At 42.4% G+C, this 20,540-nt stretch carries 16 protein-coding genes; 12 read left to right on the forward strand and 4 right to left on the reverse strand.

Annotated elements, in window-relative coordinates; all coding sequences use genetic code 11:
* Window positions 1-103: 103 nt before the first annotated feature.
* On the reverse strand, window positions 104-2,047 hold the full coding sequence (locus tag H8744_RS11775; protein ID WP_262435011.1) for a PKD domain-containing protein: 1,944 nt from the start codon (window positions 2,045-2,047) through the stop codon (window positions 104-106).
* A 181-nt stretch (window positions 2,048-2,228) separates the two neighbouring features.
* On the opposite strand from H8744_RS11775, the gene H8744_RS11780 reads away from it, so the two are divergent.
* Window positions 2,229-5,699 (forward strand): T9SS type A sorting domain-containing protein, encoded by a 3,471-nt coding sequence (locus H8744_RS11780; RefSeq protein WP_262435012.1) that lies wholly within the window; start codon window positions 2,229-2,231, stop codon window positions 5,697-5,699.
* A 113-nt stretch (window positions 5,700-5,812) separates the two neighbouring features.
* On the opposite strand, the gene rlmH is transcribed toward H8744_RS11780, so the two are convergent.
* Complete coding sequence (gene rlmH / locus H8744_RS11785; protein ID WP_262435013.1) at window positions 5,813-6,286, reverse strand: 23S rRNA (pseudouridine(1915)-N(3))-methyltransferase RlmH; 474 nt, start codon at window positions 6,284-6,286, stop codon at window positions 5,813-5,815.
* A gap of 127 nt (window positions 6,287-6,413) precedes the next feature.
* Here rlmH and H8744_RS11790 point away from each other — a divergent pair, with 127 nt between their 5' ends.
* From H8744_RS11790 to H8744_RS11820, 7 genes are all read left to right on the forward strand, one after another.
* On the forward strand, window positions 6,414-6,806 hold the full coding sequence (locus H8744_RS11790; RefSeq protein ID WP_262435014.1) for a DUF4783 domain-containing protein: 393 nt from the start codon (window positions 6,414-6,416) through the stop codon (window positions 6,804-6,806).
* Window positions 6,799-7,647, forward strand: coding sequence for a carboxylating nicotinate-nucleotide diphosphorylase (gene nadC / locus H8744_RS11795; RefSeq protein ID WP_262435015.1), 849 nt, complete (start codon window positions 6,799-6,801; stop codon window positions 7,645-7,647). Before H8744_RS11790 ends, nadC begins: the two co-directional genes overlap by 8 nt.
* Window positions 7,648-7,818: 171 nt before the next feature.
* Window positions 7,819-8,364, forward strand: a complete 546-nt coding sequence (locus H8744_RS11800) for an RNA polymerase sigma factor (protein ID WP_262435016.1) — start codon at window positions 7,819-7,821, stop codon at window positions 8,362-8,364.
* Window positions 8,348-9,406 carry a putative outer membrane beta-barrel protein gene (locus tag H8744_RS11805; RefSeq protein WP_262435017.1) on the forward strand — a complete coding sequence of 353 codons (1,059 nt, stop codon included), beginning with the start codon at window positions 8,348-8,350 and terminating at the stop codon, window positions 9,404-9,406. Before H8744_RS11800 ends, H8744_RS11805 begins: the two co-directional genes overlap by 17 nt.
* Before the next feature lie 20 nt (window positions 9,407-9,426).
* Window positions 9,427-9,948 carry a DUF4943 family protein gene (locus H8744_RS11810; RefSeq protein ID WP_262435018.1) on the forward strand — a complete coding sequence of 174 codons (522 nt, stop codon included), beginning with the start codon at window positions 9,427-9,429 and terminating at the stop codon, window positions 9,946-9,948.
* Window positions 9,949-9,969: 21 nt separating this feature from the next.
* A complete protein-coding gene (locus H8744_RS11815; protein ID WP_262435019.1) occupies window positions 9,970-10,671 on the forward strand; it encodes a DUF4858 domain-containing protein in 702 nt (233 codons plus the stop codon).
* A 119-nt stretch (window positions 10,672-10,790) separates the two neighbouring features.
* Window positions 10,791-11,732, forward strand: a complete 942-nt coding sequence (locus tag H8744_RS11820) for an NAD(P)H-dependent flavin oxidoreductase (protein WP_262435020.1) — start codon at window positions 10,791-10,793, stop codon at window positions 11,730-11,732.
* 140 nt (window positions 11,733-11,872) lie between these two features.
* Here the strand turns inward: H8744_RS11820 and ald are convergent, their stop codons facing one another.
* The gene (ald, locus tag H8744_RS11825) at window positions 11,873-12,979 is read right to left on the reverse strand and encodes an alanine dehydrogenase (RefSeq protein WP_262435021.1); all 1,107 of its coding nucleotides are present in this window, start codon (window positions 12,977-12,979) and stop codon (window positions 11,873-11,875) included.
* Window positions 12,980-13,178: 199 nt separating this feature from the next.
* Between ald and H8744_RS11830 the strand changes: the two genes are divergently transcribed.
* From H8744_RS11830 to H8744_RS11845, 4 genes are all read left to right on the forward strand, one after another.
* The gene (locus tag H8744_RS11830) at window positions 13,179-14,828 is read left to right on the forward strand and encodes a M23 family metallopeptidase (protein WP_262435022.1); all 1,650 of its coding nucleotides are present in this window, start codon (window positions 13,179-13,181) and stop codon (window positions 14,826-14,828) included.
* Window positions 14,829-14,871: 43 nt separating this feature from the next.
* Window positions 14,872-16,509 (forward strand): C69 family dipeptidase, encoded by a 1,638-nt coding sequence (locus H8744_RS11835; RefSeq protein ID WP_262435023.1) that lies wholly within the window; start codon window positions 14,872-14,874, stop codon window positions 16,507-16,509.
* A 180-nt stretch (window positions 16,510-16,689) separates the two neighbouring features.
* A complete protein-coding gene (locus H8744_RS11840) occupies window positions 16,690-18,435 on the forward strand; it encodes a phospho-sugar mutase (protein WP_262435024.1) in 1,746 nt (581 codons plus the stop codon).
* Window positions 18,436-18,682: 247 nt separating this feature from the next.
* Window positions 18,683-19,582: a histidine decarboxylase, pyruvoyl type gene (locus H8744_RS11845; protein WP_262435025.1), complete on the forward strand. Its 900-nt coding sequence runs from the start codon at window positions 18,683-18,685 to the stop codon at window positions 19,580-19,582.
* Window positions 19,583-19,718: 136 nt separating this feature from the next.
* Here the strand turns inward: H8744_RS11845 and nudC are convergent, their stop codons facing one another.
* Window positions 19,719-20,501, reverse strand: a complete 783-nt coding sequence (nudC, locus tag H8744_RS11850; RefSeq protein ID WP_262435026.1) for an NAD(+) diphosphatase — start codon at window positions 20,499-20,501, stop codon at window positions 19,719-19,721.
* Window positions 20,502-20,540 lie beyond the last annotated feature (39 nt).

The following is a 20,540-nucleotide window of genomic DNA, read 5'->3' on the forward strand; positions in this document are numbered from 1 at the left end:
AAAATCTGTTTATATTTTCCTTCGAAAAGAAAACCGAGCAGATTTGACATAGGATCTTATTAATATAAAAGAATAAGTTCCCCTTTAAATTTTGATTTAAAGGCTATAGTTTAATTTTTTGTACCACTTTCTTGCCATCAATCACTGCAACTACTATATAGATTCCTTTTTCCCAATCCTTAATGGATAATGAGGATAACGGATGTCCATTGGTGTATATTTTCTGTCCCGTAGTAGTATATATACTGATGGATTGGATGTCTTTTGAGGTATTTATGCACAAAATCTCATCCGATATGTAAATAAGTGGGGCTGTTTCTGATTGCTCGGTGTGGATGGAACTTGATTTGTCTTTGAATGCAAAGAGTGGGCATACTGCAAACGATAAGAATTCATCATTATTTTTAGTCCATTCCAATTCACCGGTAGGTTGGAAGTTATCATCCAATATTGCTAATTGATGGTAAACAGTAGATTTACCTCCGTTTTCTCTTCGGGGAGAGCAGAACATTGCTATGGCATCGGTATCTTCATCTGTACTGTTGTTCGGGAAACCGCTGATAGTAATAAAAAATGCTTCATCTACTTCCACTGCTTCCGCAAATCTAAAGTAAGTAGCCTCAAAGGTGTCATCCGAATATTTCAGTTCATCAGCCCGTACTTGGACAGAAGCCAATGTTTCACCCGGCAGGCCGTTTTCTTCACGAGCAATGGAGACTGTTATTAATGCATCCGGGGTAACTGTTTTTACCGAGGCAAAATAGATGGCTACTTCGGAGATGAGTCCTTTGACTGCGGGTTTGTCGAACCGTTCAGCGAAAGCTGTTATATCCAGCCAGTTTGTGCCACCGTAATAACCATAAAATGCAAGGTCGATAGGAGCAAGATTTTCGGTTTCATCCATTTCTACATTCCATATATATTGTTCGCCGCCAGCCTGTAGTGCGTGTTCGTATACGACTGAATGCGTGCCGGCAGTATTTCCGACAGTAAGTGATAAGCTATATAATCCTTTTGAAGGATAGGACACTATCGGATTCTGATCGTTGCAGGTTTCTTTATTACTACCTTGCAGTTGCCAGTTCCATGTAGACGGTTTACCTTTCGAACGATCGGTAAAGTGGACTTCTGTATCGAGTGGTAAATAGCAGGCCACCCATGGAGACAGATATCCTTCTTCCGGAAATCCGATGATAGCTGTCGGTGCAATGCTTTTGACAACGACAAATCCTACACGCTCGCATTCATCGTTTCCTACAGAATTACTTACGACAAGTTTTACAGGATATGTGCCCGCTTTCTGATAAGTCACTACTGGATTTTGTTCGGTAGATGTAGAAGGTTCGCCTCCTTCAAATGTCCAAATGTAAGAAGTAGGAGTACCTGTGGATAAATCGGTAAAATGCACCTGTGACCCTTCATTGATTATTGCAGGACTTTCTCCTGTATGATCTTCTTGGCTGATGATAAAATCATCAATAAGGACGTCATCTCCTCCCTTCCCTTCATAATGAAATGAGAATTTTACTTTTTTATTTGCGAATTCTGCCAAATCAAGATTAAAAGGTAGCCATTTCGGTCTTTCATGTCCCGATTCCTGAGCCCATGAATGTGCATTGAATAATTCTTTTTCTTCAGATCCGTCTGTTACGGTGAGGGTTAAGTTAGCATATAGGACGAATACTCCATCGAAACAGGCATAAAATGAGCATTTTCCACCTTCCGGTATTAGTATTTCCGGAGAGGTAATGATTTCATTTTGCTCTGCTTTGTCATCATACCAGACGGCAAGGGAGTTTTTGCTGTCTGCATTGATAGCAGAGAAGGGAGGAATTCCATTGATGTTCGGTTTTGTTACGAGATGCCAGGTGTAAGATGAATTGGTGGTTTGAAGTTTCCAATCTTTGAGTTCTTCCTGAGAATCAAATCCTTGTCTGTAGATTTCTTTTGTACTTTCTTTGGCTGTAAAATTGGCTTTTACTATCTGTGCCTGTAGATTAGGAAGCCAGATAAGGAATACAATGATGAACAGGTAATTCTTTGTCATAAGCAAATTATTTTTCTAGTTAGTGATATTTTAATAGGTACTGCTTTGATACAGTTATTTTCCTTTTCTTATGCAAATATAATGCATTTATATTGTATTTATTGAAAATTATAACTAAAATTGCAAAATAGACTATGTGATTGTTATCAAATCAGTATTTAAACCTATTAAACTATTTTTTATGAAGCAAGATTACTTTACAAGAAAAACTTTCTGTTTTGTGGTGTTATTTATGGTTGGAATACTTCTGTTAGCACCTTCTGGGGTACATGCACAGATGTATTTGAACGAAAATTTTAATTATCCTGAAGGTGATTTGTATGGACAAGGGGGATGGATGAAATATGCTTCGAGTTCGGGAGGGGCGATTCAGGTTGTGAATAATCCTCTTACGTATACAGGTTATCAGGATGATGCTAATGGGAATGCCGTGGAGTTATTAAATGTTGCAAGTGGCCAAGATCTTCAGAAAAAATTTACCGAAGGTGATGAACACATAAATAGCGGTACACTTTATTATTCCGCTTTAATTAATGTAAAAGCGGCAGGAGACGCAGATGATAAAGTCTATTTTATGGCTATTGTCTCTAAGACAGCTACTGGTAATGTTGCGGATGGGAAAAGCGGAACCGAATATGCAAGATTATTTGCTTTAGCCGGGGAAGAAGGAAAGTTCAAGCTAGGAGTGAGTCGTTCGTCGGCAAAACCAGTTATGAGTGAAGAAGAATATGAATTGAACAAGACCTACCTTGTAGTAGTGAAATATGAATGCGTGGACGGTGTGACCAATGATGAGGTTTCCTTATTTGTCAATCCGGTAAATTTTGCAACTGAACCTGTTGCTGCTGTTGCCAAATATGTCGATGGATTGGATGGAGATGTCTCTGCCAAGAATGGTTTTCAGGCTATCGAATGCCGCCAAGGAGGGACGACAAGTAAGGTTGCTCCGAACGTTATTATTGATGCCATCCGGGTGGCAAGAAGTTATCCGGAGCTATTTAGCAGTGAAGCACCTGAACCGATTCCGGCAATAACGCTTTCAAAGAAGAATTTGGCAATCGGGGAAGTCTTTATCGGTAAAGTTTACACTCAGGAGATAAATGTGAAAGGCGTCAATCTCAAAAGTGATATCACTTTAAGTGGAATGGAAACCGGAGAAATAACTACTTCTGTGACTACCATTTCAAAAGCGGATGCAGAAGCTCCCGAAGGTTTTAATGTGACGGTTACATTGACACCAAAAGATATCGATTTGTATACGGATAATATTTTATTTGACAGTGAAGGAGCCGCTCAGGGTACCTTGTCTGTTTTTTGGAATTCCATAGAACTGATTGATGTTGCCGATCTGAAAACACTTAGTACAAAGAAAAAGGAGGATTATAAAACGTATCGCTACACGGGAGAAGGTGTTATTTCTTATATATATAAAGATGGTACGAAGACAACATATTATGTGCAGGATGCCACAGGAGCAATCCCCGTTTATGATGGGTTTGGTGACATCACTGTTTCTTATAGCATAGGTGATAAAATAACAGGTTTCATATGTACGGTGGAGTCCATTGCAGGGCTTAATTCCGCTATTCCTGCTGATGGAACGTTGGGAACCGTTATTTCGAAAGGAAATGTGGTTGAACCGGTTGTTGTGACTGCTGCGGCTTTGACTGCTTCTCCTGCAGATTATGCAGGTAAATTGATAAAGATGGAAAATGTTACATTTAAGGATGTAGAAGAGGGGGCTGTATTTACCGAAGATTTGGTAAGTCCAGCCATCAACGACGGAACTGCCGATGCACGGATGAAACTTTTTAAAGGAACTGATATTATGGGAACGGTTATCCCTACAGAAACAGTTACATTGATCGGTATTTCCACTTCTGCCGCAGCAGCTGTGATTGCCCCTCGTGCTTTGACCGACATTGTGAAGTTGCCGGTTGGTGACCCATCATTGGAAATAACCCCTGAAAAAGTAGAATCGAAGACTGCCCACCTGAATATTCCTACTGAATTTGTAACATTTACTATAAAGGCGAATAATCTTCCTGACAAAGTATCGTTGTATATTACAGGAAAATCGGGAACAATGTTTACCATAAATAAGGAAGAAATTCCTGCTGGCACGAGCGAGACCGAACTGGTCGTTACTTATACTCCGACACAGATAGGCAAACATGAAGGACGGTTGAATCTTGAATGTATGGGTGCGCCGGAATTTAATAAGGGAATTGCATTGAGCGGTGTTTGCATAGATCCTGCCAATCCTCCTGTGGTAACCATAAATCCTGAAACTTTGCCGGCATTCTCTGTTGAGGCAAATAAAACTCAAGAACAGACGATACAAGTGACTACGGCCAATCTTCCTGATTATTTATACGCCAAAATGATGAATGAAGGAGAGGGAAGTTTCCGTATCAACAGCAGTATGTTCCTGCAAAATGGAACTTATGATTTGAAAATTACATTTGCTCCAAAGAAAGTGGGCACTTATACCGAACGTATCGAGTTTTCAACTCTAGAACTTGAAACATTCTATCTCACGATAACGGGAACGGCAACAGCCGGTGAAGATCCCGGAGAAGAGAAAGAAGGGGATGAACTACCGTTGGATACAAGTAATCCGACGACATTACTCAACGAGTCGTTTAGTAGTGCCGTGAATAATAAACCACTTTCTGTAACAGGATGGAAAAATGTGGCAACGGTAGGTAAACGAGCATGGTGGGGGTATGATTTTAAAGATGGTGAAACTGTTCTCAATAAAGTGGCCAAAGTTACGGCATACGATTCTCAAGTGGAATCCGGAAAAGAGACTCCTTGTGAAATGTTATTGGTGACTCCTCCGTTGGACTTTAAGAACGCAGCTTCCAAGACCTTTACTTTCCGTGTTATGGGAAATTTGCTTCGTGATGACCAGACCGATTTATTGGAACTTTGTTATATTGATATGGAAGGGGACGAGATGTATATCTCTCCGGTAGGTGGTTTTGAAATGCCGCATTTAAAAGATATGAATGAAGAGTGGCTGGAATACCACATTGAACTTGAAGGCCAAGATATAGCTGATATCTTTTTTATGGGATTCCGCTTTAAGAGTACTCGGGGTACACAAAATTCGGCAACCTATTACATTGATGATGTAAGTTTCGGACGTACGGATTTGCCGAAATTGACTCCGTCTGAAACGCAGCTTGCTTTTGAAGCACTTGTGGGGACTGACTATACAACAGCGCCAATCACTGTGACCGGACAGAATATTACAGAACCAATAACAATAAGTTTGGGAGGTCCGAACAAAAGTAAATTCTCTGTTTCAGAAAAAACATTGCCTGCTGAAGGAGGCTCATTTACTTTAAAATTCGCCTCTAATGAGATAGGTGTGCATGAAGCATATATTAGATTATCCTCTAAGGGTGCTGCTGATGTATATATCCCAATTTCTGCAAATGCAAAAGATGAGGTGGGAATTGCTTTGATTCCGTTCAATGAAACACCTGATATCACAGTGTTCGATATCCTCGGAAAAGTTATGGTGCAGAAGGAAAAATGTACAAATATGGATGAGATCACTAACGTGTTGACTTCCGGAACTTATGTTTTACGTGCATCTTCCGAATCGGGTATCCGAACTATTAAAATAGTTGTTCCATAGTTTTAGACTAGTAATGATATACATAAATGGCTACCGTTGTTTTATTCAGTAATTCCACGCGGTAGCCATTTTTTAATTGTTACACCAAATATGAATATATGTTTCTTGGGAAATCACTCGTGATGATATGGACCTCCATTCAATATGGTCATTGCACGATAAATCTGCTCTACAAAAATGAGACGTATCATCTGATGTGAAAAAGTCATTTTTGACATGGATATCTTTTCGTGCGCTGCGTCATACACTTTTTGTGAGAATCCGTAAGGGCCGCCAATGATAAATACAAGGCGTTTGTTTACCGTGTTCATCTTGTGTTTCATGTAATCGGCAAATTCGAGGGAACGCATCTCTTTTCCATGTTCATCGAGTAATACGATGAAATCACCCGGTTGCAGTGTTTTACAGATAAGTTCTCCTTCTTTCTCTTTTTGTTGATCCGTTGAAAGGCTTTTTGTATTTTTAAGTTCCGGTATCACTTCCATATCGAAGGAAATGAAGCGTTTGGTACGCTGAATATAGTCGTTTATAGCAGTGATATAATGGGATTCTACGGTTCGTCCTACGACGAGCAAAGTCGTTTTCATCTTGATACAGTTATGATTATCGCACAAAAATAGCTATTTTTTATGTTATTTTGCAATAAATGCTTACCTTTGCGTATCATTAGGTGGAAGTTTTCGCTGAAAACGACTATCTGAAAAGCTTGTAGTTATGAAAAAACGAGTGCTTTTATGGTTTGCCGGACTGCTCTTCTCCGTATCTACGCTTTTTGCACAAGATGTTCCGGTAGGAGTGGTTGTGGCATTTAAGAAGGGAAGCTCTCAGGAGCTGAACAAATATTTGGGTGATAAGGTAGACCTCGTCATTCAGAATCGCACGGCAAGCGCTGACAAACAGGAAGCAGAGAGTGCTATGAGTACCTTTTTTGCTGATAATAAAGTCAGTAGTTTTAATGTGAACCATCAGGGAAAGCGAGATGAATCAAGTTTCGTTATCGGTACCTTGACAACTGCAAATGGGAACTTTCGGGTGAATTGTTTCTTCAAAAGAGTACAGAACAAATATTTAATACATCAAATAAGGATTGATAAAACCAATGAATAAGGAAAAAGAATTGATAGACAAGTTGATCGATCTTGCTTTTGCAGAGGATATAGGTGATGGAGATCATACAACCCTTTCATGTATCCCTGCCACAGCTATGGGGAAATCTAAACTTCTCATCAAAGAAGCCGGTGTTTTGGCAGGTATTGAGGTGGCTAAGGAGATCTTCAATCGTTTTGATCCGGAAATGAAAGTGGAGGTGTTCATTAATGACGGTGCGGAAGTAAAACCGGGTGATATCGCCATGGTGGTGGAAGGTAAAATACAATCATTGTTGCAGACTGAGCGTCTGATGCTGAATGTCATGCAACGTATGAGTGGGATTGCCACTATGACCCGTAAATATGCGGCAAAACTTGAAGGTACTCATACTCATGTGCTGGATACCCGTAAAACAACTCCGGGAATGCGTATTCTTGAAAAGATGGCGGTAAAGATTGGAGGTGGTGTGAACCATCGTATCGGATTGTTTGATATGATTCTTTTGAAAGACAATCATGTGGATTTTGCCGGTGGTATTGAGAAAGCAATTACTCGTGCCAAAGAATATTGCAAAGAAAAAGGCAAGGATTTGAAGATTGAAATTGAGGTTCGTAATTTTGATGAACTCCAACGGGTACTCGATTTAGGAGGAGTGGATCGAATTATGTTTGATAACTTCACTCCTGAAATGACAAGGAAAGCTGTAGAGATGGTAAATGGTCGTTATGAGACGGAATCGTCAGGTGGCATCACTTTCGATACATTGCGTGACTATGCCGAATGTGGTGTTGACTTTATCTCAGTAGGAGCATTGACCCATTCAGTAAAAGGGCTTGATATGAGTTTCAAAGCCTGTTGATGAAGGCTACATATCGCATTGATTAACTAAGCTTCCATAATGTAGTGCTGTCTCTGCATTATGGAAGCTTTTTTCTTTAACTTCTTTTAAATATACTTTTAGCAGCATTTCCCATGATGCTGCGTCTAACTAACAAATGACGCAAAGAGGCGTCCGTAAAAAGCACTGGCATTGGAAAACGAGATAGAACTGATAAAGGGCTGCCGGGCAGGAAAAGATTCCGCCCGAAAGGAACTTTACACCCTTTATTCCAAGCAGATGCTGGCGATTTGCTATCGTTATACGGGCGATATGGAGGCGGCACACGATGTGTTACATGATGGGTTTATCAAGATTTTTACTAAATTCTCGTTTCGGGGAGAGGCTTCATTATCCACATGGATAACGAGAGTGATGGTAACTCAAGCACTTGATTATTTACGAAAGCAGAAACGAATCACTCAGGTAATAGCTCACGAGGAACAGATTCCCGATATTCCGGATTTAGGGGATAATGGATGTGGGATCTCGGAAGAACAATTAATGGCTTTTGTTGCTGATTTACCAGATGGATGTCGAACCGTATTCAACCTTTATGTGTTTGAAGAGAAGTCGCACAAGGAGATAGCGGAAATGTTGAATATTAAAGAACACTCCTCTACTTCGCAACTTCACAGGGCCAAATATTTGTTAGCAAAAAAGATTAAAGAATATAGAAACCATGAAGAGAGAAACTGATGAAATAACCGGCCTGTTCCGTTCGCGACTCGGCAATGCCGAAATGACGGTAAGGGACGGATTCTGGGAAGAATTAAACAAAGATGTGGCGATTCGAAGTCATCGTCGTCGTGTTGCATTTTTCCGGGTAGCTGCCGCTGCCTCTGTCTTGTTGGTCTTGGCGGCATCGTCTGCTACCATTTGGTTTATTTCACCAAAAGAAGAAATAGAGCAGGCATTTACGCAACTTGCTGTTACTGGTGTAGGTGATTTGGATGGTGACCATGTAAACCAATCTTTTTCACCTGTGCAACCCCAGCCCATGCAACAGAAATCTGCGCCTAACGTATATGGCACATTGGCTCAAAGTCACGAAGGAGAAGAGGATGATTCGGTCACAGTCACCATGTCATTCAGTTTTTCTGTTTCTGCTGAGACTATACAAGAAGGAGCAAATATGATCGATAACGGGAAAAAAGTGTGGAAAGCTGGGACAGGCAATGAGAATTTTGAGTTTGAGGAGAGTGATCAGCCGGTCTTTTATGGCACACAGAATTCAACTACAGGGATTGTGAAAAAGTATCATGGGCTAGCTTTAAAAGCCGGAGTAGGGACGGCACTTCCGGCAGCAAACGGAAGGTGTAAAATGCCGGTTATGGCAGGTTTGACGTTGGAGAAAAGGTTTAATAAATATTTAGGGATAGAAACCGGATTGGCATATACGAACTTGAGATCGGAAGGAAAAGGTCTTCATTATCTTGGAATTCCGGTGAAGATGAATGTATATTTGGCAGAAGCGCCTAAGTTGGATTTATATGCTTCATTGGGAGGTATAGCCGATAAATGTATAGCCGGTGCTGCGGAAAATGATTTTAAAAATGAACCTGTACAATTGGCTGTGATTGCCGGATTGGGAGTGAACTACAAAATAAACGATCGGATTGCACTTTTTGCCGAACCGGGTGTTTCGCATCATTTCAAGACCGATTCCAAACTTGAGACGGTGCGTACGAAACGACCGACGAATTTTAATCTGATCTGCGGACTCCGCATGACTTATTAACCATTAAAAAGAAGAGCCTTATGAGAAAGACATGGATTATGTTACTGGTTTTATTTACTGTGATCGTATTTACAGGATGCAGTGAAGAAACGCTTGATTACGATCATCCGGATGTTGATCTTTTTGTGAAACAATTGAAAGCCGGAAACTATAATGCGAAAGATGAGAAGGGAGTGATAGGAGTACCTCATTTTTCGGAGGAAGATATTCCCGAATTGTTTAATTATGCCGAAGATTTGACTATTATTCCTTCATTTCCATCGGTTTACAATAGTAATAGTGGTAAGATACGCCTTGGTGAATGTATTTTGTGGGTAATTGAAAGTATACGGTTAGGAATTCCTGCCTCAATGGGCTGCAATATGGTCGAGGCTAATGCCGAAAACTATGAAGCTATTTATTTCCTCTCAGATGAGGAAGTATTGGATGCAGCTGCCCGTTATCGCCGTTGGTGGGAGAACAGGCATTATCCGCGCACAGCTTGGACGATCGATCCTTGTTATGACGAACCTCTTTGCGGTAGCGGTTACCGTTGGTGGTAGAGGTATATAAAAAAGAAAAGAATGACGAAGCGTTTTATATTGTTTCTATCGGTTTGTTTGGTGACTTCACTGATTCATGCCCAGGAGTGGACGAAGAAGGATTCATTGAATCTTCATGATCTGCTGCATGGAAACGGAGAGATCAAATTGAATCCGGAGGCTGTGAAACAAATCGACTTTGATTCTGGAATATTAGGCGCTCCTCAAATTTCTACGGATAAAAACTGGATGTTACCGGATGAGACATTGCCTTCTGCATTACCTGATCAACCGTCATTGGAGATGAGGCAACTTCTTACGCTTTATCCTTATAAACCGACTACACCTTATAATTGGGACCCGGTATATAGAAAAAAGATAAAGGTGGGGAAAGATACTTGGCGGGGGGATCCTTATTATAAGTTGAAAACTCTATTTATATATACAAATTGGGCAAAGACGCCTCTTGACGCAGGAGAACGTGCGTCGATAGAACAGATCGAGGCTACGGGATTACGCTATAATCCATTGGCAGGAAGGGTAAATAATGCTATGGTGGGTGCTTGGGAAGGTGTCGGCAGTAGTGGTATTGGTGGTCTTGATTTCAATAGTATTTTTACAAGAAGGTTTTGGGACAGAAAGGGAAATATCCGTCGTGCCCGAACTTTGGAGATTCTTAAATCATATGGAGATTCTACAACAGTAAATGTTTCAGCTCCTGTGTTACAGCCCATCACTCGTTGAACTTTAGAAGGTGTAAAATTGTTAAATATAGTAAGTGGCATACTGCTTTTTCTTACTTTTGAAGATTGGCAGAATATGTTCGGCAACGAATCTATCAAATTAGAAAATATATATAATTTATGAATCGAATTTCTACTCTTTTAGGTATTCGTTATCCTATTATTCAGGGAGGTATGGTTTGGTGCAGCGGTTGGCGTTTGGCATCTGCAGTAAGTAATTCAGGCGGACTCGGGTTGATTGGTGCGGGATCTATGCATCTGGAGGTTCTCCGTCAACATATTCGTAAGTGTAAAGCTGCTACTGATAACCCCTTTGGAGTGAATATTCCTTTGATGTATCCTCAAATTGAGGAGGTTATGAATATCGTTGTTGAAGAGGGAGTCAAAATTGTCTTTACTTCCGCTGGAAATCCTAAAACATGGACAGGATGGCTTAAGGAACGAGGGATTACAGTGGTGCATGTCGTATCTTCTTCGAAGTTTGCTGTAAAATGTGAAGAAGCCGGTGTAGATGCTGTGGTTGCCGAAGGTTTTGAAGCCGGTGGTCATAACGGGCGGGAAGAAACGACTACGTTTTGTCTGATTCCGGCAGTTCGCCGAGCAACAAATCTCCCTTTGATTGCCGCTGGAGGTATTGCTACGGGTGAAGGTATCTTGGCAGCTATGGTCTTAGGTGCAGAAGGGGTACAGATAGGAACCCGTTTCGCATTGACTTATGAAAGTTCCGCCAGCGATGTATTCAAAGAGTATTGTTTGCGGTTGAATGAAGGGGATACTAAACTATTACTTAAAAAATTGGCTCCTACACGTCTTGTGACGAATAGTTTCCGGGATGCTGTGGAAGCAGCGGAAGGGCGTGGAGCATCTGCCGACGAATTGCGTGAACTTTTAGGAAAAGGCAGGGCTAAAAAAGGTATTTTTGAAGGTGATCTTGAAGAAGGAGAACTGGAGATAGGTCAAGTTGCCGCATTGTTCCGCCAACAACAGTCAGTTTCGGAAGTAATGAAAGAATTGGTCGAGGGATATGAGAGAGGAATTAAGAATTTGGAAGAAAGAATGTAGAATCTTTCATTTGGTATGATTCCTTTTCTATTAAGAAACAGCAAGTGAACAATAAAGGATAAAGAATTCCAACTGAATGTTATTGGGTTGGATTCTTTATCCTTCGTCTTTCACTCTTCGTTTTTAATTTTCACTTTTCATTATAATTTAAGCGGTTCATATTTCAGTCCGAATACATCAGCGACAGCTTTGTAAACAACTTTGCCTTCTACAACATTCAGTCCCAGTTCGAGGGCGTGATCCTCTTTGCAAGCCTTTTCCCATCCTTTGTTGGCAAGGGCTATGACATAGGGTAAAGTTGCATTGGTCAATGCCAGTGTAGATGTGTAAGGCACAGCTCCCGGAATGTTAGCTACGGCATAATGCACGATTCCATCCACAACATAAGTAGGTTCACTGTGGGTAGTGGGGTGTGACGTTTCAAAGCATCCTCCCTGGTCGATGGCTACATCGACAAGTACCGTTCCGGGTTGCATCATTTTCAACATGTCACGGGTAATCAGATGAGGTGCTTTATCACCGGGGATAAGTACCGAACCGATGATCAGATCAGCGGTAGGAAGTTCCATTTTAAGACGTAATTCTGAAGCATAGAGGGTTTTTACATTTTTAGGAAGTACTTCATTCAGATAGCGGAGACGTGCCAGATTGATATCAGCTATGGTTACATCCGCCCCCATTCCGGCAGCCATCTGTGCCGCATTGCTTCCTACAATGCCGCCCCCCAGAATCAATACTCTTGCCGGTTTCACACCCGGTACACCACCGAGCAAGATACCTTTGCCACCTTGTGGCTTTTCAAGGAAACGGGCACCTTCTTGAGTGGCCATGCGTCCTGCTACTTCACTCATTGGTATAAGTAGCGGCAGGGAGTGATCAGGCTTCTCTACCGTTTCATAAGCCAGACAAATGGAACCGTTTTCAATCATGGCAAGGGTCAGTTCTTTATCGGAGGCAAAGTGGAAATAAGTAAATAGTAACTGTCCTTTGCGAATGAGTTTGTATTCCGGTTTTATGGGCTCTTTTACCTTCACTATCATTTCTGCGGTGGCGTAAACATCTTCCATGGTAGGGAGAATCTTGGCACCTACAGCTGTATAGGCTTCGTCCGGGAATCCACTATTGAGACCTGCAGTATGCTGTAAATATACAGTATGTCCGCGCTTTACTACTTCGGCAACTCCGGAGGGGGTCATACCCACCCGGTTCTCGTTGTTTTTGATTTCCTTTGGTACTCCGATAATCATAATGTTACTGTATTAAGGGTTAAACATATGCGAATGTACGGAAATTCCCCTTACGTTGTTATGCATAAGGGGATGTTTAACAGCATATTGTTGTTTTTATAAATATCTACTTCTCCATTTTGACAATTATTTCTCCGGTGGATTTTAATATTTACCCGGAATGATGTACATTTGTCAATCTAATGAAACGAAAGATTAAATGAAACGATATATCACCGCTTTGTTACTTGCCTGTAGTATGCAAGCTTTTACTCAGAATCAAACGCAGGCTACTTTTATTCCGCCTTTCGACTTTCCTCTGACATTGAGTGGCAATTTCGGGGAAATACGAGCCAATCATTTTCATGGAGGGCTTGATTTTAAAACGGGAGGGGTAATCGGAAAACCTGTCCGTGCCCTTGCCGATGGGTATATCTCCCGCATTCGTGTCACCAATGGCTCCGGCTATGTACTCGATGTTACTTATGATAATGGATATTTCACTATAAACCGCCACCTCAGCGGTTTCTTGGGAGCTATTGCGAAACGGGTGGAAGAATTGCAGTATAAAGAAGAAAGCTATGAGGTGGAAATAATTCCCGAGCCGGGTGAGTATCCTGTGAAGGCTGGTCAGCAGATCGCATGGAGTGGAAATACCGGATATTCGTTTGGACCGCACTTGCATTTGGATGTGTTTGAAACGGCTACCGGAGATTATATCGATCCGATGCCTTTTTTTCTGACGCGCATTAAAGATAACACTGCACCGAAAGCTGAAAGCATCATGTTATTTCCACAGTCCGGTAAAGGTGTAGTGGAGGGGAGTCAGGATCGTCAAGCCTTTCAACCGAACCATCCGCGTCCGATAGAGGCTTGGGGGGTAATTGGTTCCGGCATCAAAGCATATGATTACATGGATGGCGTACACAATCGTTACGGTGTGCATACGGTTATTCTCACCGTAGATGGGGAAGAGGTGTTCCGTAGCACGGTGGATCGTTTTTCGCAAGAAGAAAACCGCATGATAAACTCTTGGACGTACGGGCAATATATGAAATCGTTTATCGAACCGGGCAATGCGTTGCGGCTCTTAAAGGCTTCTAATAATAATCGGGGATTGGTCACGGTCGATGAGGAGAGGGAGTATCATTTCGTGTATACGCTGAAAGATGCGTTCGGAAATACTTCTCATGCCCGTTTTACGGTACAAGGTAAAAAACAACCGGTTGAAACGCTGCATCATCGTGATAAATATTTCTTTGCTTGGAATAAGACGAATATTCTGCAGGAACCGGGACTGTCTTTGATTATACCCAAAGGGATGCTATATGATGACATTGCTTTGAACTATCAGATGAAGGCAGATAGCGGTGCTGTTTCTTTTACGTATCAGTTGAATGATGAACGGGTACCTTTGCATGGCGGTTGCGAACTGCGTATCGGGCTTCGTCGTAAACCGGTAGCTGACAGTACAAAATATTACGTGGCACGTGTCACCCCGAAAGGTTTATACGGAGTCGGTGGAAAATATGAAAACGGTTTTATGAAAACTCATATCCGTGAACTGGCTACTTATACGGTGGCAGTCGATACGGTTCCTCCTGTCATTACTCCGATAAGTCCCAAAAACTGGGGACGTACAGGGAAAATAGTTTATTCTATTAAAGATAAGGCGACCGGTATCTGTTCCTATCGAGGGACGATTGATGGGAAATATGCCTTGTTCGGCAGACCGAACATGACCCGTACACAGTATATTTGTGAACTTGACCCGAAGTATGTGAAAAAAGGTGGTAAACATGTCGTGGAGATGGTGGCTACGGATGATTGCGGCAATGAAACTGTGGTGCGAGACACTTTTGTATGGTAAGAGAAGAATGTTATAGTACTAATATTTAAGTAATAATAGAACAATGAACAAGAAACTGATTCTTTGTGCTGCCTTTCTTTTGGCGGCTGTGGCGGATACTTTCGCCTGTACTAATCTTATTGTCGGGAAGAATGCATCTGCCGATGGTTCGACTATCGTTTCCTATTCTGCCGATTCCTACGGACTCTTCGGTGAACTGTATCACTATCCGGCAGCTACTTACAAAAAGGGGACTATGCTAGATGTTTACGAGTGGGATACCGGTAAGTATCTAGGTAAGATTGCTCAAGCTCGTCAGACATACAATGTGATTGGCAATATGAATGAGTATCAGGTCACTATTGGGGAAACTACTTTTGGAGGACGTCCCGAATTGGCGGATTCTACCGGAATAATCGATTATGGAAGTCTGATATATATCGGTCTGCAGCGTTCGCGTACAGCTCGTGAGGCTATCAAGATCATGACCGATCTTGTACAGGAGTATGGCTATTATAGCGAAGGAGAATCATTCACGCTTGCCGATCCCAACGAAGTCTGGATTATGGAGATGATTGGTAAAGGTCCCGGTGTCCGCGGTGCAGTATGGGTTGCAGTTCGTGTGCCCGATGATTGTATTTCGGCTCATGCCAACCAGGCACGTATCCATCAGTTCGATATGAATGATAAGGAAAACTGTATGTACTCACCGGATGTGATCTCTTTTGCTCGTGAAAAGGGATACTTCAATGGTGTAAACAAGGATTTCAGTTTTGCAAAGGCATATGCTCCGCTTGATTTCGGTGCGCGGCGTTATTGCGAAGCCCGCGTTTGGAGTTATTTCAATATGTTTACCGATAAAGGAAATGCTTACCTTCCTTATATTCAGGGGGAAACAGACGAACCGATGCCGTTGTTCATCAAGCCTTCCCGTAAGATTTCGGTACAAGATGTACAGAACGCTATGCGTGATCATTATGAAGGAACACCGCTGGATATCACTAATGATTTCGGTGCCGGTCCTTACAAGACTCCTTATCGTCTTTCTCCGCTTGAATTTGAAGTAGATGGTCAAAAATACTTCAATGAACGTCCTATTTCAACTCAACAATCCGGTTTTGTATTTGTTGCACAGATGCGTGCCAGTATGCCTGATCCTGTGGGCGGTGTACTCTGGTTTGGTACGGATGATGCCAATATGACTGTTTTCACTCCGGTATATTGTTGTACGGATAAGGTTCCTGTGTGTTACAGCCGTGTCGGAGGTGCCGATTATATCACCTTCTCTTGGGATTCCTCTTTCTGGATTTTCAATTGGGTGTCTAATATGGTGTATCCGCGTTATGACCTGATGATCGGTGATATCCGTGACACTCAGAAAGAATTGGAAGGCACTTTCCACAACGCACAGGCTGGTATTGAGGACATGGCTACCCGGCTTTATCAGAAAGACCCCGCTGAAGCTAAAGCTTTTCTTACGAATTATACGAATATCACAGCGCAGAGTACTTTCGATACTTGGAAACGTTTGGGTGAATTCATCATTGTGAAATATGCCGACGGGGTGATCCGTAAGATGAAAGACGGTAAGTTTGAGCGTAATTCCATCGGTCAGCCTGCCGGAGTGGTTCGTCCGGGCTACCCGAAAGAGTTCCTTGACGAGTATGTGAAGCAGACGGGAGAAAGATACAAAATGAAGTGAATAATTGATAATTAAGAATGAATAATGAAAAGTGAACGATTAAGACACTTTGCAGCCTGATAGCGCAGCCTACTTTTCATTATTCATTTTTCATTATTAAACCTCTGTTTTTCCAATTAATTTATTTACATTTGTGACTGAGACAAGAAATAAATCATTAACCAATAAATAACGATATAGATGGATAATCAAGACTTGATCAAACAGGTGACTGAGAAGGCCGAAAAGTGGCTTACCCCGGCATATGATGCCGAAACTCAGGCTGAAGTGAAACGCATGTTGGCAAATGAGGATAAGACAGATTTGATAGAAGCATTCTATAAAGATCTGGAGTTCGGTACAGGCGGTTTGCGCGGTATTATGGGCGTGGGTACAAACCGGATGAATATCTATACGGTAGGTGCTGCGACTCAAGGCTTGTCTAATTACCTGAATAAGAATTTCAAAGATCTTCCTCAGATTTCAGTAGTCGTAGGGTATGACTGCCGTAACAACAGTGATCTTTTTGCCAAGATATCTGCTGACATCTTCTCTGCAAACGGTATTAAGGTATATCTTTTTGAAGATATGCGTCCGACACCGGAAATGTCTTTTGCCATCCGCTATTTGGGCTGCCAGAGCGGTATTATCCTGACTGCATCTCATAATCCGAAGGAATACAACGGCTACAAGGCTTATTGGGATGATGGTGCGCAGGTACTGGCTCCGCATGATAAAGGGATCATTGACGAAGTAAACAAGATTACTTCTGCAGCCGATATTAAATTCCAAGGCAATCCTGCTCTGATCCAAGTAGTGGGTGAAGATATCGACAAGCCTTATTTGGAGAAAGTGAAAACTGTTTCTATCGATCCGGAAGCGATCGCTCACCAGAAAGATATGAAGATTGTTTATACTCCGATTCATGGTACAGGTATGATGCTTATCCCACGCGCTTTGAAGATGTGGGGATTTGAGAATGTATATACCGTGCCCGAACAGATGATAAAAGACGGTAACTTCCCGACAGTCGTATCTCCGAATCCGGAAAATGCCGAGGCGTTGACGATGGCTGTCGATCTGGCCAAAAAGATCGATGCCGATCTGGTAATGGCAAGTGATCCGGATGCTGACCGGGTAGGCATCGCTTGCAAGGATGACAAGGGCGAATGGGTGCTGATCAACGGTAATCAGACTTGCTTGATGTATCTTTATTACATCATCACTCAGTATAAGAAACTGGGCAAGATGACGGGAAAAGAATTTGTTGTGAAGACCATCGTTACCACGGAATTGATTAAGAAGATTGCCGATAAGAACGGTATCGAGATGATGGATTGCTACACGGGCTTCAAATGGATTGCTCGCGAGATTCGTCTGAACGAAGGCAAGAAAGTCTATATCGGTGGTGGCGAAGAGAGCTACGGCTTCCTGGCCGAAGATTTCGTGCGCGACAAAGATGCTGTTTCCGCTTGCTGTCTGATTGCTGAAGTAGCTGCATGGGCTAAGGATAATGGTAAGACGTTGTACGAACTCTTGTTGGATATTTATGTAGAATACGGCTTCTCTAAAGAGAAAGGGATCAGCGTAGTGAAACCGGGTAAGAGTGGCGCGGACGAAATCAAACAGATGATGGTTGATTTCCGTAACAATCCACCGCGCGAACTGGCGGGCTCTAAAGTTATTCTGTGGAAAGACTTCCAGACTTTGAAACAGATGGATGCTACCGGACGTGTGACGGAGATAGATATGCCTGATAAATCTAACGTTCTTCAGTATTTCACCGAAGACGGTAGCAAGGTTTCCATTCGTCCGTCGGGAACAGAGCCGAAAATCAAATTCTACATCGAAGTAAAAGGTGAAATGGGCTGCCGCAATTGCTTTGCCAGTGCCGATGCCGAAGCCGATGAAAAGATCAAGGCCATAATGAAATCTTTGGGCATCTGATCCGTTTCCGCGGGAGGAGTTACACCAAACGATGATAGGAGAGGTCGTTAGCCGAAATAAATTCGGTCAACGGCCTCTTTTCCTTTTTAGTGGAGTTAGTGTGGCGCATTCTTTTCGATTCTTCTATAGAGGGTTGGATTACGCGAGACCGTCGTCGTTAAACATTCTTTTTGTTTCTTTAGACTATTGGTCTTAATCATTCTGCCGCGGACGTTGTTCTAAGTGCAACATCTAAACCAATTGATATATGAAAGATCTGATAGCCGGCATCAAGTATGATGCCTCGAAAGTAATTAGTCAGGCCGTTGGGCCAAGTAAGGAATTTTGCATGGGCTATATGAATCCGGGCGCTCATGACGGTCAAGGATATATTTCTACGCTGAAACTTTCTGTCGGTACTGTCGATGTGAAAGGACTGGATGAAGTCACTGAAAGTATTCTGGCTTATGAACGTTGCGGAAAGAGTGATGCCTATTGCGGACAAGTAAACATGCAGAACACTTCCTCTGCTTTTTGCGGATTGAATGGTGCCATCTGGGGACTCGACCTCGGTGTACACGAAGATATCCTATCCGGTAAAATAGCTCCTATGTACAAGCAACCTATGGAAGGTGGCAAGGAGATTCCTGTTTATAATGCACGTCCTTTGTTGGATGCTACCGAACGCCTTTTCGGAAAAGAGAAACAACGTCGATTCCCGCCTATGCCTGGCTCATATATTGTTTGTGCCGGACAGGATGTCATGGCTCACGGACCGCAATGGGTATGGGGCTGTGTAGGGGTAGCTGTTCCGAAGAATCGTGATCAAGCTGCCTGTCTGTTTGTAGAAGATGCGAATGTTTATGGCGATGATTCGACTACCGAAAGTGAGATGATCGGGTATTTGGAAGGTACTCTTCGCAGGGTAACTGAAAGTATTGCACTTTGTGCGGAAGATCAAGGCATAGAATACGAGTGTATTTATGCCGGATATAAATATGTATTTGTAGAACCCGATCAGGTAGGTTGTGCGATGACCACCATACCTGCCGTCTATCTGGCTCAAAATGCAGTACCACAGGGAATGGACGCGGCAGCACTTTATAAAATGCCTCTTACTGAGTGGGAGAAAAAATTAGGTTTGGAAGAACTCACTTTCGAGGAGTAATCCCGGAGGTTATTTGAAAAAGCAGGTCACGAGGGCGCAGGGTTTATTGATACTTTCTGTAGGATGAATTCGGTTTCATTCCACTCATAAGTTGTTCGTTTGTAGTTTGTGCGTGCTTCTCGTGGCCTGTATTTTGTTATTTACCGTTCTCTAACCACCAATCTATCATTTTGCGGGCAAGACTTAGTTTGCGCGGTAGTTCGGGCAGATTGTCTCTGGTGTAGAATGCTCCGGAACTAAGTTCTTCATCCTGAAGCTGTAATTCTCCTCCCGCATAGTCGGCTATAAATCCTACCATCAGCCCGCTCGGATAGGGCCACGGCTGGTTGGCAAAATAAGTAATGTTACGGATGTCCAGTCCCGTTTCTTCTTTCACTTCCCGGGCTACACACTCTTCCAGCGTTTCTCCGGTTTCCAGGAATCCGGCTACCAAGCTGTTGAAAGTACCCTTGAAGTTTCGTGCATGTACCAAGAGGAGGCTATCTTCTTTGCGAATCAGTACCAGTATGGCAACGGATATGGCTGGATACATTTCATTTCCACATGCCGGACATTTTTTCATGATGGTCTCTTTTTGTATCATCTTTGTTCCGCATACGGGGCAGAAGCGACTATTACGATCCCAATGCAGTATTTCGGCTGCTTTTCCGGCTGCCTGATATTGTACTAATGGAATCAGATCGTAAGATGCTCTTAGGCCTGTCAGAACGTAATCTTTCGATTCTTCTATCGATTGTTCGATAGCAAACGCTTTACAAGGCAGAGTCTCCAAAATGCAGATCTCGTGTACTGTGCTGCCTTTGGGAATACGGATAGGAGACTGTTCGTTGCAGGGGAGTGAGAATTTGTCATTCTGTTTCTGAAGTAATATCTGGTCTTTGTGGAATATGATCCACCAGTTCTTTGAGGGTTCGTTCATCTTTATATGCGATATTTTGTTTCGTTAGGTTTCTTCTTT

It is taken from the genome of Jilunia laotingensis, assembly GCF_014385165.1.
GTDB lineage: Bacteria > Bacteroidota > Bacteroidia > Bacteroidales > Bacteroidaceae > Bacteroides > Bacteroides laotingensis.